This window comes from Nocardia miyunensis NBRC 108239, assembly GCF_001613065.1.
Taxonomy (GTDB): Bacteria; Actinomycetota; Actinomycetes; order Mycobacteriales; family Mycobacteriaceae; genus Nocardia; species Nocardia miyunensis.
This window is the reverse complement of the sequence record NZ_BDBQ01000037.1, coordinates 94,743-109,653: the sequence shown is the minus strand read 5'-3', so window position 1 is coordinate 109,653 and position 14,911 is coordinate 94,743. Positions and strand designations below refer to the sequence as shown.

At 66.4% G+C, this 14,911-nt stretch carries 10 protein-coding genes; 7 read left to right on the top strand and 3 right to left on the bottom strand.

Annotated features, from left to right (window positions below):
• Positions 1–47: 47 nt before the first annotated feature.
• A complete protein-coding gene (locus NM2_RS15850) occupies positions 48–1,292 on the bottom strand; it encodes a KasA/KasB family beta-ketoacyl-ACP synthase (protein ID WP_067669234.1) in 1,245 nt (414 codons plus the stop codon).
• Positions 1,293–1,331: 39 nt separating this feature from the next.
• Here NM2_RS15850 and NM2_RS15845 point away from each other — a divergent pair, with 39 nt between their 5' ends.
• The 4 genes from NM2_RS15845 to NM2_RS15830 all read left to right on the top strand — a co-directional run bounded on the left by NM2_RS15845 (position 1,332) and on the right by NM2_RS15830 (position 7,162).
• Positions 1,332–1,919, top strand: coding sequence for a TetR/AcrR family transcriptional regulator (locus NM2_RS15845; RefSeq protein WP_067669371.1), 588 nt, complete (start codon positions 1,332–1,334; stop codon positions 1,917–1,919).
• A 764-nt stretch (positions 1,920–2,683) separates the two neighbouring features.
• Entirely contained in the window at positions 2,684–4,741 is a 2,058-nt protein-coding gene (locus tag NM2_RS15840) for an MDR family MFS transporter (protein WP_084531044.1), read from the top strand.
• A 166-nt stretch (positions 4,742–4,907) separates the two neighbouring features.
• The gene (locus tag NM2_RS15835) at positions 4,908–5,564 is read left to right on the top strand and encodes a TetR/AcrR family transcriptional regulator (RefSeq protein ID WP_067669232.1); all 657 of its coding nucleotides are present in this window, start codon (positions 4,908–4,910) and stop codon (positions 5,562–5,564) included.
• The gene (locus NM2_RS15830; protein WP_067669229.1) at positions 5,561–7,162 is read left to right on the top strand and encodes an MDR family MFS transporter; all 1,602 of its coding nucleotides are present in this window, start codon (positions 5,561–5,563) and stop codon (positions 7,160–7,162) included. Before NM2_RS15835 ends, NM2_RS15830 begins: the two co-directional genes overlap by 4 nt.
• A gap of 44 nt (positions 7,163–7,206) precedes the next feature.
• On the opposite strand, the gene NM2_RS15825 is transcribed toward NM2_RS15830, so the two are convergent.
• A complete protein-coding gene (locus NM2_RS15825) occupies positions 7,207–11,169 on the bottom strand; it encodes a midas domain-containing protein (RefSeq protein ID WP_157121116.1) in 3,963 nt (1,320 codons plus the stop codon).
• A 635-nt stretch (positions 11,170–11,804) separates the two neighbouring features.
• Here NM2_RS15825 and NM2_RS15820 point away from each other — a divergent pair.
• On the top strand, positions 11,805–12,053 hold the full coding sequence (locus tag NM2_RS15820) for a hypothetical protein (protein ID WP_067669225.1): 249 nt from the start codon (positions 11,805–11,807) through the stop codon (positions 12,051–12,053).
• Between the two features lie 74 nt (positions 12,054–12,127).
• On the top strand, positions 12,128–12,433 hold the full coding sequence (locus NM2_RS15815; RefSeq protein ID WP_067669224.1) for a putative quinol monooxygenase: 306 nt from the start codon (positions 12,128–12,130) through the stop codon (positions 12,431–12,433).
• 385 nt (positions 12,434–12,818) lie between these two features.
• On the opposite strand, the gene NM2_RS51640 is transcribed toward NM2_RS15815, so the two are convergent.
• Positions 12,819–13,769: an endonuclease/exonuclease/phosphatase family protein gene (locus tag NM2_RS51640; protein ID WP_245718055.1), complete on the bottom strand. Its 951-nt coding sequence runs from the start codon at positions 13,767–13,769 to the stop codon at positions 12,819–12,821.
• A 182-nt stretch (positions 13,770–13,951) separates the two neighbouring features.
• On the opposite strand from NM2_RS51640, the gene NM2_RS15800 reads away from it, so the two are divergent.
• Complete coding sequence (locus tag NM2_RS15800) at positions 13,952–14,863, top strand: cutinase family protein (RefSeq protein ID WP_067669218.1); 912 nt, start codon at positions 13,952–13,954, stop codon at positions 14,861–14,863.
• Positions 14,864–14,911 lie beyond the last annotated feature (48 nt).

Genomic DNA, 14,911 nt, shown 5'->3' with positions numbered 1-14,911 from the left:
GAAACAAGTTCTAGACAGTGGCTGCGGGTGCGCGCACCCGCACCCACTCACGCGCGCCCGACCGCCAGCGTCACGTTGTGGCCGCCGAAGCCGAACGAGTTGCTCAGCGCATAGGAGATGCTCTGCTCGCGGGCGTTGCCGTGCACGACGTCCAGCTCCACACCCTCGTCGGGATTCTCGAAATTCAGTGTGGGCGGGACGATTCCGTCACGCACACTGCACACCGTGAGGATCGCCTCGAGCGCGCCGACCGCACCGATCGAATGCCCCAGCGCACCCTTGGGCGCGTAGACGCTCGCCCCGGGCGAGACCGCGGTGATCGCATTGGCCTCCGAGGCGTCCCCGACCGGGGTGGAGGTGGCGTGCGCGTTGATGTGCTCGATATCGGCCGGGGTCAGCCCGGCGAACTCGATCGCCTTGCGCATCGCGCGGGCCGAGCCTTCGCCCTCGGGCTGGGTACCGGTGAGGTGATAGCCGTCGGAGGTGATCCCCGCGCCCATCACCCGCCCGTGGATCCGCGCGCCGCGCGCGCGGGCGAACTCCTCCGATTCCAGGATCACCAGCGCGCCGGCCTCACCGAAGACGAAACCGTCGCGGTCGCGGTCGAACGGGCGCGAGGCGCGGGTGGGTTCGTCGTTGCGGGTGCTCATCGCGCGCATCATGGCGAAGCTGGCGATCGGGATCGCCTCGATGTAACCCTCGACGCCGCCCGCGATCGCCACATCGGCCTCGCCGGTGGCGATCAGCCGCCACGCGTGCGCGATCGCCTCCGCCCCCGACGAGCACGCCGAGGTCGGCGCGTACACGCCCGCCTTGGCGCCGAATTCCAGTCCCACGCGTGCCGCGGAACCGTTGGGCATCACCATCGGCACGGTCAGCGGATGGATCTTGCGGTAACCACCGGCCTCCATCTGATGGATGGCGGTGTGAATGGTGTCGCCGCCGCCCAGGCCCGTACCGATCGCGACCGCGAGCCGCTCACCGTCCACATCGGGCTTACCGGCCTCTTCCCACACCTGGCGACCCAGCACGAGCGCGAGCTGCTGCACATAGGAGTGGCGGCGCAGCTCGATGCGGGTCAGATGCTCACCCGGTCCCTGCTTCAGCTTGCCGCCGATGCGGACCGGTAGATCGTACTTGGTGACGAAATCGTCTGTGAGCGGGCCGATTCCGCTCTCACCGGCCAACAGGGCCGACCACGTGCCCGCCAGATCGGGAGCCAGGCTGGTCGTGGTGGTCATGCCGGTGACGACTACATCGCGTCGCGAAACTGTAGCAGTTGTTACACCCATGGCTTTATGAATACCTGTACCAAACGCTACAGTCAACCGGTGCCACGCCCTCTGGATCAGGCCCGCCGGGCCGCCCTGCTCGCCGGAGTCATCGACTACATAGCCGAGCACGGGCTCATCGAACTGTCCCTGCGCCCCCTGGCGGACTACCTGGGCACCAGCTCGCGCATGTTGATCCACTACTTCGGCAGCAAGGAACAGATGCTGGTCGCCGCGCTCGAGACCCAGCGGCCCGATATCGCGGGCTTGTTCGCCGATGTCACCGACATCGATATGCTGCGGCGTCGATTGATCGAATCGTTCTGTGTGAACACCACGAGCGACTGGGTCACCAGCACCGGGGTGCTGATGCAGGTGCTGGGGGTGTCCGCGGTACCGGCCAGCCCGTTCGGCGACTACGCCAACGACGCGGTCCACGTCCTGGTCGACGCCCTCACCGAGGTCCTGCACGACCTGGACCCGCGCCTGCCCGACCCGGAATCCACCGCCACCCTGCTGATTTCGGGCATCCGCGGCCTGCTGCAGGATCGCCTGGTCACCGGCGACGCCACCCGCGTGTCCAAGGCGGTCCGCCTCCTGATCAACCAGTGTCTCCCTCCGGCCAGCGCCCGCACCCCCAACCCGTGACCACGCACCTGGCCGCGACCGCCCACGGTCCGGCCGGATACCGGACCGCCGCAGCCCTGCTCGTCCGCCGGTCATCACAGGCAGTCAGAGTAACCACGGATTTTCAACGGAAGCTGGGAGTGACGGCCTCGCTCGCTGAGCGGCCGCACGTCGTACTTCTTGTGGCCCGCGCTCCCGAATTCGAATTGCCAATCGTGCATCGACCGGGACGGCAATGGTGAATACGGCCATTCCCGAATGGACTACTGTGCCTCGTACTGTATGTATATCCAATCTTAGAGTTCCTTGAAAATGGCGGTGCGACCACTTGTGTGAAGCATGCCGAGGCGGCAGCCTCGACCACGTCAACACGAGAGAAAGGTGACCGATATGCCGAAGTCGACATCGGCGAACACCGGCCGTCGAACACTGGCCGCGATCCTCCTCGCCGGCGCGGTGTCCGCCGCTCCACTCACCCTCGCGGCAACGGCGTCCGCACAGCCGGCTCCGCCGCCGCCGCGGCCGGGGCCGTGCGCTCCCGGACAGCCCGGCTGCCCGGCACCAGGTCCGGCGCCGGCGCCGCTGCCACCACGCTGAACGATTCCCGCTGCACAACCCGGTCGAGCATCAGCCCGACCGGGTTGCGTCGTCTGTGGTAATTTCGCCGCCGAGCCAATGGTGACGGCGATCCGCACTGCTCGCGGCGCTCGAATCCGTCTATCGAACCCACCCGGCCGCGATGCGATGTCCGTATCCGGCCCGGCCGAACTCGGAGTTCCCACAACATGACTCGAATCAGCGAGACAGATGGTCGCCCGATCACGGAGGTTCCCGAATCCAGTGCGGTGTCGCCGACCCTGAGCCCGGCGCGCATGAACGTGGTGTTCGTGACGATCATGCTCGGCATGCTGCTGGCCGCCCTGGACCAGACGATCGTCTCCACCGCACTGCCCACCATCGTGACGGATCTGGGCGGCTCCGGGCACATGTCGTGGGTCGTCACGGCCTACATGCTCACCGAGGCCGTCGCCACGGTCCTGGCCGGGAAGTTCGGTGATCTCTTCGGCCGCAAGGTCGTATTCCAGACCGGCGCGATCGTCTTCGTCGCCGCATCCGCGGTGGCCGGGGTGGCGCAGAACATGACCATGCTGATCGCCGCCCGCGCCGTGCAGGGTATCGGCGGAGGCGCGCTGATGGTCACGGCGATGGCCCTGATCGCCGACGTGATCCCGCTGAAACAGCGCGGGAAGTATCAGGGCGCGATGGGCGCGGTGTTCGGTGTGACCACGGTGCTCGGGCCGACGCTGGGCGGGCTGTTCACCGACCACGCGAGCTGGCGCTGGTGCTTCTACGTCAACATCCCGATCGCGATCATCATGGTGGTGATGGCCGCCAGGACCATTCCGGCCGTGCGGGCCGCGATCAAACCGGTCATCGACTACCTCGGCATCGCATTGGTCGCGCTCGGCGTCTGCGCACTGGTCCTGGCGCTGGAATGGGGTGGATCGGAATATGCCTGGACATCTCCGGTCATCATCGGATTGTTCGTCGCCGCGGTGCTGCTGCTGATCGGATTCGTGGTGGCCGAACTCCGCGCGGCCCAACCGATGCTACCGATGTTCCTGTTCCGCAACTCGGTGTTCACGGTGTGCTCGGTCCTGAGTTTCATAGTCGGTTTCGCCATGCTCGGCGCGATGACCTACCTGCCGACCTATCTGCAGTACGTGGACGGGGTCTCGGCCACCGTGTCCGGTCTGCGCACGCTACCGATGGTGCTCGGACTGCTGGTCATGTCGGTGATCTCCGGAAACGTGGTGTCGCGCACCGGAAAATACAAGTACTTCCCGATCGCGGGCACCGCCGTCATGGCGATCGGGCTGGCCGCGATGTCGACGATGGACCGCTCCACCGGCATCTGGCTGGAATCGCTCTACATGCTGATCCTCGGCGCCGGACTGGGACTGGCGATGCAGGTGCTGACCATCGTCGTGCAGAACACCGTGCCGTATGCGCAACTGGGCACCGCGACCTCCGGGGTGACGTTCTTCCGCACGATCGGCAGCACGTTCGGCACCGCGATCTTCGGCACCCTGTACAGCAACAAGCTCACCCCGGCGCTGACCGACGCACTGTCTCGGCTGCCGGGAGTTTCGGCGGAGTCCGCGAAGAGCACGACGGCCTTGCACAAACTCCCCGAGGCACAACAGATTCCGATCATCGACGCCTACTCCTCGGCGATCGACTTCGTGTTCCGCTGGGTCGTCCCGGTGGCGCTGGCCGGATTCGTGGTCGCCTGGTTGCTCAAACAGGTCCCCCTGCGTGACTCCTCCCGGGCCGGCGCCGCCGATCTGGGCGAGGGATTCTCGGTTCCGGATTCGGCCGACAACGTCGCCCAGCTCGAACGCGCCATCGCCGGTGTGATGCGCAAGCAGCGCGAACGCGGCGGCCCGCCCGGACCCGGACTGCTGACCACCAGCGAGTTGCCGGTGGAACTGGCATGGGCGCTCGGCGAGGTGCATCTGCGCACCCGGATCCGCGGTTCGGCGACAGTCACCGACATCGCCCACGCGCACTGGATGCCGCCGCAGGTGCTCGAACCGCTCTACCGCCGAGCCATCGATGACGGATACGTTGTCGCCGTGGACGATCGGCTGCAGCTGACCGAGCTCGGCAACACCGAAGTGATCCGCTTCCAGCAGGTCTGGCGGCAATGGCTCGATGAACAACTCGAGGACTGGACGTTCACCGATTCCGGTGGCCGCAGCGTCCTTGACCAGGCGCTCGACAACATCGCCGCCAAACTCCTCGACCAGCAGGACAGGCCGCCGGTACCCGCCGTGTGACCTCCCGCCTCGACGGCATCGAGAACCTCTGCGGTGGCTGTGCCCCTTCCGACATGAAGGGCACAGCCACCGCAGTCGTTTTCACCGTCCGAGGCACCCGGAGCTGTAATCCGCCTCACAGAAATTGCACTTTCTGAAAAATTGCAGTTTGTGCTAGTTTTCGGATATGTCCCTGTTCGAGCACGATGCGCCGGTGGTCGGTCTGCGGGAGCAGAAGAAGTATCAGACCCGGCTCGATCTGTGCCGGGCCGCCCGGCGGCTGGTGCTCGAGCGGGGGTTGGACGCGACGACGGTCGAGGATGTCGCCAAGGCGGTCGGGGTGTCGCCGCGCACGTTCTTCAACTACTACGAGACCAAGCTGGACGCGGTGGTCGGGCCGGTCGGAGAGATCGGAACTCCGCAGGCGCGTGCGCAATTCGTCGCCGGTGGACCGACCGGGGTGCTGATCGAGGATCTGACCCGCCTCTTCGCCGCCGGATTCGACGCCGATGACGAAGTGCTCGAGGACATTTCACAGGTGAGCGAGATCGTCCGAACCGAACCGCGCGTGCTCGCGGGTCTGGTGGCCTCGGGCGCGAAGCACGAGAGCGCCGCGGCGGAACTGCTGTCCGCGCGGGTCGGCGATGATTTCTCGCCCGAATTCGCCTCGCTCACAACGGCATTGATGTCCACGTTGACCATGCGCGCAGCGATGGCCGTCGGTCAGCACCCGGACCGGCCGCTGGCCGAGACCCTGCACGACTACTGCGCCATGGCCACCCGGCTGTTCGCGCCCACCACCGCCGGCACCGGCGAAACCACCGACAACAGGAGACGGGGATGACCACCACGGCCGCAGCGCCACCACCGATCGTCTTGACGCAGAAGAGAATCTGGCTGATCTTCTCCGCGTTGATCGCGGGCATGTTCCTGGCCGGACTGGACCAGACGATCGTGGGCACGGCCATGCCCACCATCGTCGGGCACCTCGGCGGCGTGAAATATATGGCCTGGACCGCCACGTCGTACCTGCTCGCCACCACCATCGTGATGCCGATATACGGCAAGTTCGGTGACATGTTCGGGCGGCGTTGGCTGTTCCTGTTCGCGATCGCCGTCTTCACCGCGGCCTCGATCGGCGCGGCGATGTCCACGGGTTTCTGGGAATTCGTCGTCTTCCGCGGGCTGCAGGGCGTGGGCGGCGGCGGTCTGATGATCCTGGCACAGGCCATCATCGCCGATGTGGTGCCCGCGAAGGATCGCGGTAAGTACATGGCCCCGATGGGCGCGATCTTCGGCATCACCTCGGTGGCCGGACCGCTGCTGGGCGGCCTGTTCGCCGACCATCTGGGCTGGCAGTGGTGCTTCTGGCTGAATGTGCCGATCGGACTGGCGGCGCTGGTGATCGCCGCGCGGTACCTGACGATTCCGAGTCACCGGCCCAAGACCCGGCCGGACTACCTCGGGGCCGTGCTGATGTCGTCCGCCACCGCGCTGCTGATCCTGATCACCGATTGGGGCGGTAAGCAATACGCGTGGGGCTCGGCGACGATCCTGGCGATGATCGCGGCGCTGGTGGTCGTGATCGGCGTGTTCGTGGCCGTGGAAGCGCGGGCCCAGGAGCCGATGCTGCCGCTGTGGCTGTTCCGCAACCGGACCTTCGTGCTGACCTCGGCGATCGGTCTGATCGTCGGCCTGACGATGTTCGCGGCGCTGGCGTTCCTCCCGACGTATCTGCAGATGGCGACCGGCGTTTCGGCCTCGGTCTCCGGGCTGCTGCTGATCCCGATGATGGTCGGCATGATGCTCACGCTGATCTCCTCGATGGGCGTGATCACCAAAACCGGCCGCTACCGGGTCTTTCCGCCGATCGGCGCGCTGCTGATGATCGCGGGCATGCTCTGGCTGACCCAGCTCACCGCGCAGACCTCGATGTGGGTGGTGGGTGCGCAGCTGTTCGTCATCGGCGCGGGCCTGGGCCTGATCATGCAGATCATCGTGCTGGTGGTGCAGAACGCCGTGGAGCCCGGCCAGATCGGCACCGCGACCAGCGCCAACAACTACTTCCGGGAAATGGGCGGCGCGATCGGCGTCGCGGTCTTCGGCTCAATCTTCACCAACCGGCTGACCTCGGGCCTGACCGACGCGTTCACCTCGCACATGCGGGAAGTGGCCGGTGCGCACCTGAATCCGGGCAACCTGGTCCCGTCGATGGTCAAGCATCTGCCCGCCGACCTGCACGACGCGATCGTCGGAGCGTACGTGCACGCGCTGGTCCCGGGATTCTGGTACATCATCCCGGGCGCGGTGCTGGCCTTCGTACTGGCACTGTTCATCCCGCACATGGAACTGTCCGACGAAGCCGGAATGATCGCGCGCGGTGAAGCGATTCTGGAGGCGCAGGATCCGCGACAGGATCCGGAGCTCGTCACCGAACACTGACCGCAGAGCAGGGGTGGCACCGTCGCGGCGCCACCCCTGACGCGTCAGAACTCCATGAGATCCGTTGCGAGACTGGTCAATTCCTTCTTGTACGTCGAGATGATGTCGACCAGCGATTCGGATTGGGATTCCTGGGTCTGGATGATGGTCTCCAGGACCATCACCTTGCGCCGAAGTTTCGCGATGATCCGCGCCTGATCATCGATCGTGGCCGCTTGGTCGTGGATGATCGCCGCCGCACTGTCACCGGCGGGCACGCTGCCATCGATCACATGCTCGACATCATCGACCGCTTCACCCTCGACCACGTTCTCACGCTCGACCAGGGCTATCGCGGCCGCCGGATTTGCCTGCGGCTCCGCAGCATCGACCGCAGGAACTTCCTCGGCTGCCGCCGACACCTCGACCGCTTCAGCCGCGGGCTCGCTCACTGCACGAACCGGTGCGACCACGCCCGCCTCGGCGACGGTCTCGTCCGCGGCGGACGCGTCGCCTTCCGCAGCCGCCACCTCGGCTTCCGCTTCGGCCTCGGCAGACTCCTCGGCGTCGGCCGATTCTTCCTCGCCGTCGGCAACCGCCGCTGGTTCCGACTCGACCGGTTCGTCTTCAGCTGTGGCCTGCTCATCGTCGGACACCGATTCGGCTTCGACAACCTCCCCGACCTCAGAAACAGGTGACTCGGCTGCCTCAGCGGCTACGGCCTCGGCCACCTCCGCACCGGCTGCGGATTCCTCGCTGTCGGCAGCCTCTTCAACCTCGGAGACCGCTTCGCTCGCGGCGTCCTCCCCGGCGTCAAAAGCGACTTCTTCCTCGGAATCCTCCGCGGCTACTTCCTCAGCAGCATCCGCGACTTCTTCCTCGGCAGCCTGCACGGCTACTTCCTCGGCAGCCTCCGCGGGCACTGCTGATTCTTCGTCGGTGGCAGCCTCCGCATTCACGATGGATTCGGTAGCGACGGCACTGGTCTCAGCCGGTTCGCCTTCGGTCTCGACCTGAGCCTCGTCAACCACCGACTCGGCCTCTTCGACCTCGGCGGCGGTCGGCTCGGTCAGCCCGGTCTCTGCCACCGGCACCTCATCCGGCTCCGAAACCTCTTCGACCGCAGCGGCTTCCACGGTGTCGGCCTCGGCGTCGGATGCTTCCGGCTCGGAAGACTCGGCCTGCCCCTGCTCTTCAGCCACCTCAACCGCGCCCGACTCGGCCCCGTCCGCGACGTTAGCCTCGCTGTCAACAGCTGTCTCCACAATCTGCGACTCCGCAGCAGCAGCCGCGATCTCGGTTGCTTCGGCCACAACCGCATCCGCCTGCTGCGCAACGTCATCCGCCTCGGCCGTAGGATCGGACTCCACGTCCGAACCGTCCTCAGCTACCGCATCCGCATCCGCATCCGCATCCGCATCCGCATCCGCATCCGCATCCGAGGCACCGTCGATGACCCGCTCCTCATCCGCCACTCCGGACTCGTTCTCGCTGCTGTCGCCCGCTTCCGTGATCTCCACGGCGGCCTCGACATCACCTTCACCCTCAGCAGCAACCTCGCCTTCGGCAGCCACTATCTCAGCTGCCTCGACAGCCGACTCAGCCTCTACTGCTTCACCTTCGGCCGCAGTCTCCCCGTCAACCTCGACAGCGGACTCAGCCTCGGACTCATCGCCCTCGGCCGCCGTTTCCGCCTCAGTGTCGACAGCAACGTCCTCCGCATCGACCTCACCCTCAGCAGCAGCCTCGTCCTCGGCGCCCGCTACCTCGGTGTCTTCGGCACCCTCGTCGACCTGAGTAGCTGACTCGGCCTCCGGCGCTTCGCCTTCGGCGGACGTCTCCGCCTCAGCCTCGTCTTCCGCAACAGCCTCAACCTCGATGGCAACCTCGTCTTCGGCAGCCACTACCTCGCTGTCTGCGAGGCTCTCTTCGACCTCGGCAGCCGACTCAGCCTCCGGCACATCACCTTCGGCTGACTCTTCCGCATCGACTGAAGCATCATCATTCGCATCCTGAGCAACAACCTCAGTCTCGACAACAGCCTCACCCTCAGCGGCTGCTACCTCGGCACCCTGTTCGTCCTCGACAGCCGACTCAGCCTGGGACACCTCGCCTTCGGCCACCACTTCTGCTTCGGCGTCGACATCAGCTTCTGCGTCCTGCGCAACAACCTCGGTCTCAGCAGCCTCATCGTCGGCAGCCGCTACCTCGATGTCGTCGACACCGTCTTCAGCCTCAGCAGCCGACTCGGCTTCCGGGACATCGCCGTCGGCCGCTGCTTCATCCTTGGCGACGTCATCATCGGCATCCTGCGCAAGAACTTCAGTCTCAGCAGCAATGTCACCCTCGGTGGCTGCTACCTCGGAATCCTGTTCGTCCTCGACAGATGACTCGGCCTGCGACACATCGCCTTCGGCCACCACTTCGGCGTCACCGTCGACGGCAGCATCCTCTGCGACAACCTCGGCCTCAGCGACCTCTACCTCGGCACCTTCGTCGACCTCAGCTTCCGGCACATCGCCCTCGGCCGCATCGTCGGCAACATCAGCTTCTGCGTTCTGCGCAACAACCTCGGTCTCGGCAGCCTCACCCTCGGCAGCCGAGACCTCGGTGTCCTCGGGATCCTCTTCAGCCTCGGCGGCCGACTCGGCTTCCGACGCTTCGCCTTCGGTGGACGTCTCCGTGTCAGCAACACCCTCAACCTCAGGAGCAGCCTCGCCTTCGGCAGCAACTACCTCGCGGTCTTCAGCACTCTCCTCGAGATCGGCAGCCGACTCGGCTTCGGGCACATCGCCTTCGGCCGACGCTTCAGCGTCGACCGAGGCATCATCGTCTGCCTCGTCGGCGGCCGCCACCGCTGATTCCCCGGCACCCTCTTCGACCTCGGCAGCTGCCTCGGCCTCCTGCGACTCATCCTCGGCCACGGTCTCCGCATCGGCGGCGGAATCCTCAGCAGCAATTTCGGTCTCAGCAGCAGTCTCGTCCTCGGCAGGCTCTACCTCAGTCCCCGCCTCGGCAGCGGCCGGCTCGGGTTGCGACGCTTCATCTTCAGTGGCAGGCTGAGCATCGGCGGCGGAATCCTCAGCAGTAGCCTCGGTCTCACCCTCACCAGCCACTACCGCTGAATCCTCGGCAGCCTCTTCGGTCTCGGCAGCCGACTCGGCCTCCGGCACTTCACCCTCGGCCGCAGTTTCCGCTCCCACATCGTCGGCAGTGCCATCGCCTGCGTCCTTTGTGGCAACCTCGGTCTCGTCCTCGGCAGCTACCGTCTCCGATTCCTCGGGTGCGGCCGCAGTCTCGGCTTCAGGCTCGACGGCGGTCGACTCGGGTTGCGGCACTTCACTTTCGGACGCGGGCTCGGCGTCAGCCGATGCCGCCTCCTGCTCCTGGGTGTCCGCTTCCGCTTCGGCTTCGTTGTCGGAAACCGAGGATTCAGTTGCCTCGGGTGCTGCGTCTGCCGGTTCTTCCGCAACTTCGGCCACGCCCTCACCCTCGGGCGCTTCTGCCGAAACCGATTCCGCCACTACACTTTCGGCGTCCGAGCCGGCTTCCTCGGCCGCCGGTTCGCTCTCGGTCTCCCCCTCGTCACCCGCTGCGACAGACGCTTCGACCTCGGTCGCGGTGGGCGACTCCGGCTCGGCTACGGCCGTCGCTACGGCGGTAGTCGTGGTCTCCTCGGCGGCGGTCGCGTCATCGGTGATCGTCGCCCGGTCGTCGGGAGTTGTCATATTTGCCTGACCTTTCGAAGAAATGGGATCGCTCCCCGGCTCGATGTCGCCGGGGTTGCGCTCTTGTACGTCGTCGACGTTGCTGCTGTTCGAATCCTGTTGCGCTGGCATGTCATTCAGCGCAGGCACGTGGGCATCCGTCGATACCTCGCCGCCCTGATCGTCAACCGTCGGCTCGTCTCGAGCGGCTCCACCCGGTCGCGGCGCCACACCAAGACGCCGTGCGGCCCAGCTGGTTAGACCCCACAGTCCGAACCGACCGCTGAGCACGCGTTTCTCCGACGAAATTTTCTCTGCCACACCACATCCCAGATCTCCAACCAGCCCCGAACGTAGGTACCGTATAGGTAGTGCGCGAAGTCGGCGAGCCGAACCGCCAAGGTTTCAGCCAGCTGTGACCTGCCCGAGATCCCACACCGGGCGCAGTGCGGTACCTTCCGGGCATTGAGCTGTAATGCCCTGCAGGCGTTATCAATTCGATGCGAAGCGTCGGTGTGACGCATCCGGGTTGCGATCCGAATCCCGAGCAGTAAGATCCTCGACCAGATGACCAGCCATTGCGAAACGCTCGTACCCGCACCCTTGTTCGGGAAGCCGCGCCGGTTCGCCCAGCCATGCCCTCAGGTGGCCGACACAATCGCGAAGTTGCTGTCCCACAAACTCGAGCAACTCGCCCGCAACCACCGCGCGGAACCGAATCCGCGGCTCCTCGGCGCACACCCGCGATCACCTCGCACAGCGCCCTACCAAGACGGCCGATGAGGTACGAGCCGTGCCCACACCGACGATCGCACGAGCCCCGGGTTGACCGGAGACCCCCACAACACCCCCGCACCGCACACCCGCCGCCACACCTGATCCATGGGCATCGACCTGCGATTATGCGATGGATACGTAGTAAAATCGGCGTCCACGGGGGCAAAGGAGGCTTCTCGATGTCGTTCTTGTTCGCTGCTCGCATCGTTGCCGGGGCCGCACTCGGAGTCGGCCTCGCCGCCTCGGTCGCCCAGGCCGACCCGCTCGGACCGCCCGGCAGCGCGTGCGGACCGAACATGGTGGTGACCGACAACCACACGTGCCGGGCGTTCAACTCGTCGTGTACCGGTTACGACATGATGGTCATCGGAAGGGTGGACCACCAGGGACACTGCGTCGTCCCCGGGATGAACGGCACCACTCCGTAACCGCGGTGCGGGGCCGGACCCAGTCCGGCTCGGGACCCGGCCGCTCGGGCAGGACCGACTGGTAGCCTCGACTCGTGCCTGTGATCGTTGCCACCATCACCCCGAAGCCCGACAAGTTCGATGAGGTCGAGGAAGTCCTCACGCGCCTCATCCCGCAAGTCCACGAAGAGGACGGGTGTGAGCTGTACGCCCTGCACAAGGGCAAGGACCGCTTCGTCTTCGTCGAGAAGTGGCGGGATATGGCAGCGCTGGGCGCCCACAGCAGCGCGCCGAGCATCAAAGCGCTGAACGAAGGCCTCAAAGATCTGGTAGCGGGCGGCCTGGACGTCCAGGTCCTCGAAGCCGTGCCCGCGGGCGACCCGGCAAAGGGCGGCGTCTAGCCTCCACCCCCGCGACGGTCGCCGCCGTCGCAACCAAGATTTCTCATCCGCAACGAGACGATCGCGTGTTGTACCGTGGTCGTCTCGTCTCGTCGATGGGCCCCATCGAGTACGGAATTCGATCCGAAACCGAATTCGCGCACACTGCATGCGGATCGGTCGTCGAGGCGCGGACCGGCGCGGGCCCGGAAATCGTCATCGACGTGATCTCGCTGAGTGAGGGACTCCTCGGCTGGGAGATCCGGCGGTCGCCGCCGCGGTGGAGGCGGTCGCGACAGCCGATCTGGTCGTCGTGGCGAGCCCGACGTTCAAGGCCACGTATTCCGGTGTGCTGAAGCTGTTCCTGGACCAGTTCGCCACGGGCGAGGGCTGCGGCGAGTTGTGCTCAGCTCTTCTCGCGGAGGGTGATCGCCGCCCAGATGCCCCGGTGATCGGAGCCGGGAAGGGAGACGGTGTGGACCTCGTGCGGATCGGCATCGCGCAGCAGGATGTGGTCGATCGCGATGACCGGCGGATACCAGCGGTCCGCGGCGTAGGTGGGCAGGATGCCCGATCCGGTCGATATCGCGACGTCGCGGTAGTCCGCCTCGAGCAGGGCCCGGTAGGGGCGGTGATCGGCGGTGGCGTTGAAGTCTCCGGCGACGACCACCGGTCCGGCGTCGGCCGGAACCTTGGCCAGCATCTGGCGCAACAGTTCCATCTCCCGCAGCCAGTCGGCGGGATCGCGCGGCCAGGGCGGCACCGGGTGCACGGCGTACACCAGGACGGATCCGCCGTCCGGCAGATCGACCGAGGCAGAGAGCAGTTCGGTCACGAAGCCGTCGTGCCGGCGGGTGTCCGACAGCGGGTAGCGACTCCAGATCCCGGTGCCGTCACCGACCTCACCGGTGCTGCAGTAGTGATACGGCAGCAGCTGCGGCAGGCGGGAGGCCATGATCCGTTCCAGCCCTTCGGGCGTCACCTCGCAGACCGTGAGAATCTCGATTCCCAGCCGGTCGACCGACGCCGCGAGCGCCTCCGGATCTGCCCCGCCGACAAGGATATTGGCCTGCATCACACGCAACCCGGGCCCGGTCGCGGGCGGCCGACGACGCCACCGTGCCCGGTACAACGGCCATTGCGTGGCAACGGCGGCGCCGAGCACGACAACGGCGGCCGTGCACGGAATCCACGCTCCCGCCACGGCCGCGAGTACCGCGGCGGGTAACGCCGCGGCCATCAGCCAGGGCGCGAGTGCGGCAGCGACGATCACCGGCTGCCGACGCGAGTTCACCGAGCGCGCGACGAGCCCGCCGAGCGCCACAACGAGCAGGAGTATCGAAACCGAAATCAGCACACCACCGATCGTTCCGGCGAATTATGTGTCCCAGCTGAGCCGCGGCTGCGAACCGGCCGACGATCGCCACGCCGTGCGAGCTGCGGGGTTAATACTGCGTTGTCCGCGTGGGACTTCTACACTCGCACAGTATCTGCACACCGGCCGGACACAATCGCGGCCGTGACCCCCCGGAGTATCCGATGCACTCTCGTTGGAAATCGACCGTCGCGAGCGCGGCGGCCTTGGTAACCGCCGCTCTCCCCATGGGCGTGGGATCCACCGCGAAGGCTGCCCCGCCCAATTGCCCCAGTCTGTATGTCGTCGCGGTCCCCGGAACCTGGGAGACCTCCGACAAGGATCCTGGCAAGGGGATGCTCACCGGGGTCACCTACAACCTGCCGGGCAATGTCCGGACCGACTATGTCACGTACGCGGCCACCGCGTTCCCGTGGGAAGGGGACATCTACGGTCGCTCCAAGCAGGAAGCCGTCGACCGCACCCGCGGCATGATCGGCGCGATGGCGAAACGCTGTGGCGCGACACGGTTCGCGCTGCTCGGGTACAGCCAGGGCGCGGACGCCGCCGGTGACGTGGCGGCCTCGATCGGCACCGGCCTGGGTGTCGTACCCGCGAATCGCGTGGCACTGGTCGGACTGATCGCGGATCCGCGCCGGTCCCCGACCGACCAGCTGATCGGTCCGCCCGTCGGGGGCGCGGGCGCGAGCGGTCCGCGGGTCGGCGGTTTCGGCTGGCTCACCCCCAAGACCTACACCTTCTGCGCCGTGGGCGATCTGTACTGCTCGATGCCCAACGGCGACTTCGCCGGTCGCATCGGCGGATTGCTCGTCCAGCTCTCGAATCCGGACCCGGGCAAGATCGGGAACTATCAGCAGGAGGTGTCCACCCTCGTCAACGACGCGCTCGCCGCGGGCGGAGTCGGCCTGCTGAACAACCAGATCACCACCACCGAATACAACCAGCGCAAGAAGCAGATCGATGACTTCCTGAAGTCCGGGATCCATCAGAGCTACCCCAGATACACGGTCGACCCCACCGGCGCCACCGCCCTGACCTGGCTGCATCAGCGACTGGTCGACGCCGCCCACAGCTGAGGTCGCGGTGTACCGGGCCGATCTCGGTCCGGTACACCCGGATTCAGC

What these genes read in the sequence shown, in the direction of transcription:
- NM2_RS15850 (WP_067669234.1), bottom strand. Translation starts at nt 1,292, where the DNA reads ATGGGTGTAACAACTGCTACAGTTTCGCGACGCGATGTAGTCGTCACC.
- NM2_RS15840 (WP_084531044.1), top strand. Translation starts at nt 2,684, where the DNA reads ATGACTCGAATCAGCGAGACAGATGGTCGCCCGATCACGGAGGTTCCC.
- NM2_RS15835 (WP_067669232.1), top strand. Translation starts at nt 4,908, where the DNA reads ATGTCCCTGTTCGAGCACGATGCGCCGGTGGTCGGTCTGCGGGAGCAG.
- NM2_RS15830 (WP_067669229.1), top strand. Translation starts at nt 5,561, where the DNA reads ATGACCACCACGGCCGCAGCGCCACCACCGATCGTCTTGACGCAGAAG.
- NM2_RS15820 (WP_067669225.1), top strand. Translation starts at nt 11,805, where the DNA reads ATGTCGTTCTTGTTCGCTGCTCGCATCGTTGCCGGGGCCGCACTCGGA.
- NM2_RS15800 (WP_067669218.1), top strand. Translation starts at nt 13,952, where the DNA reads ATGCACTCTCGTTGGAAATCGACCGTCGCGAGCGCGGCGGCCTTGGTA.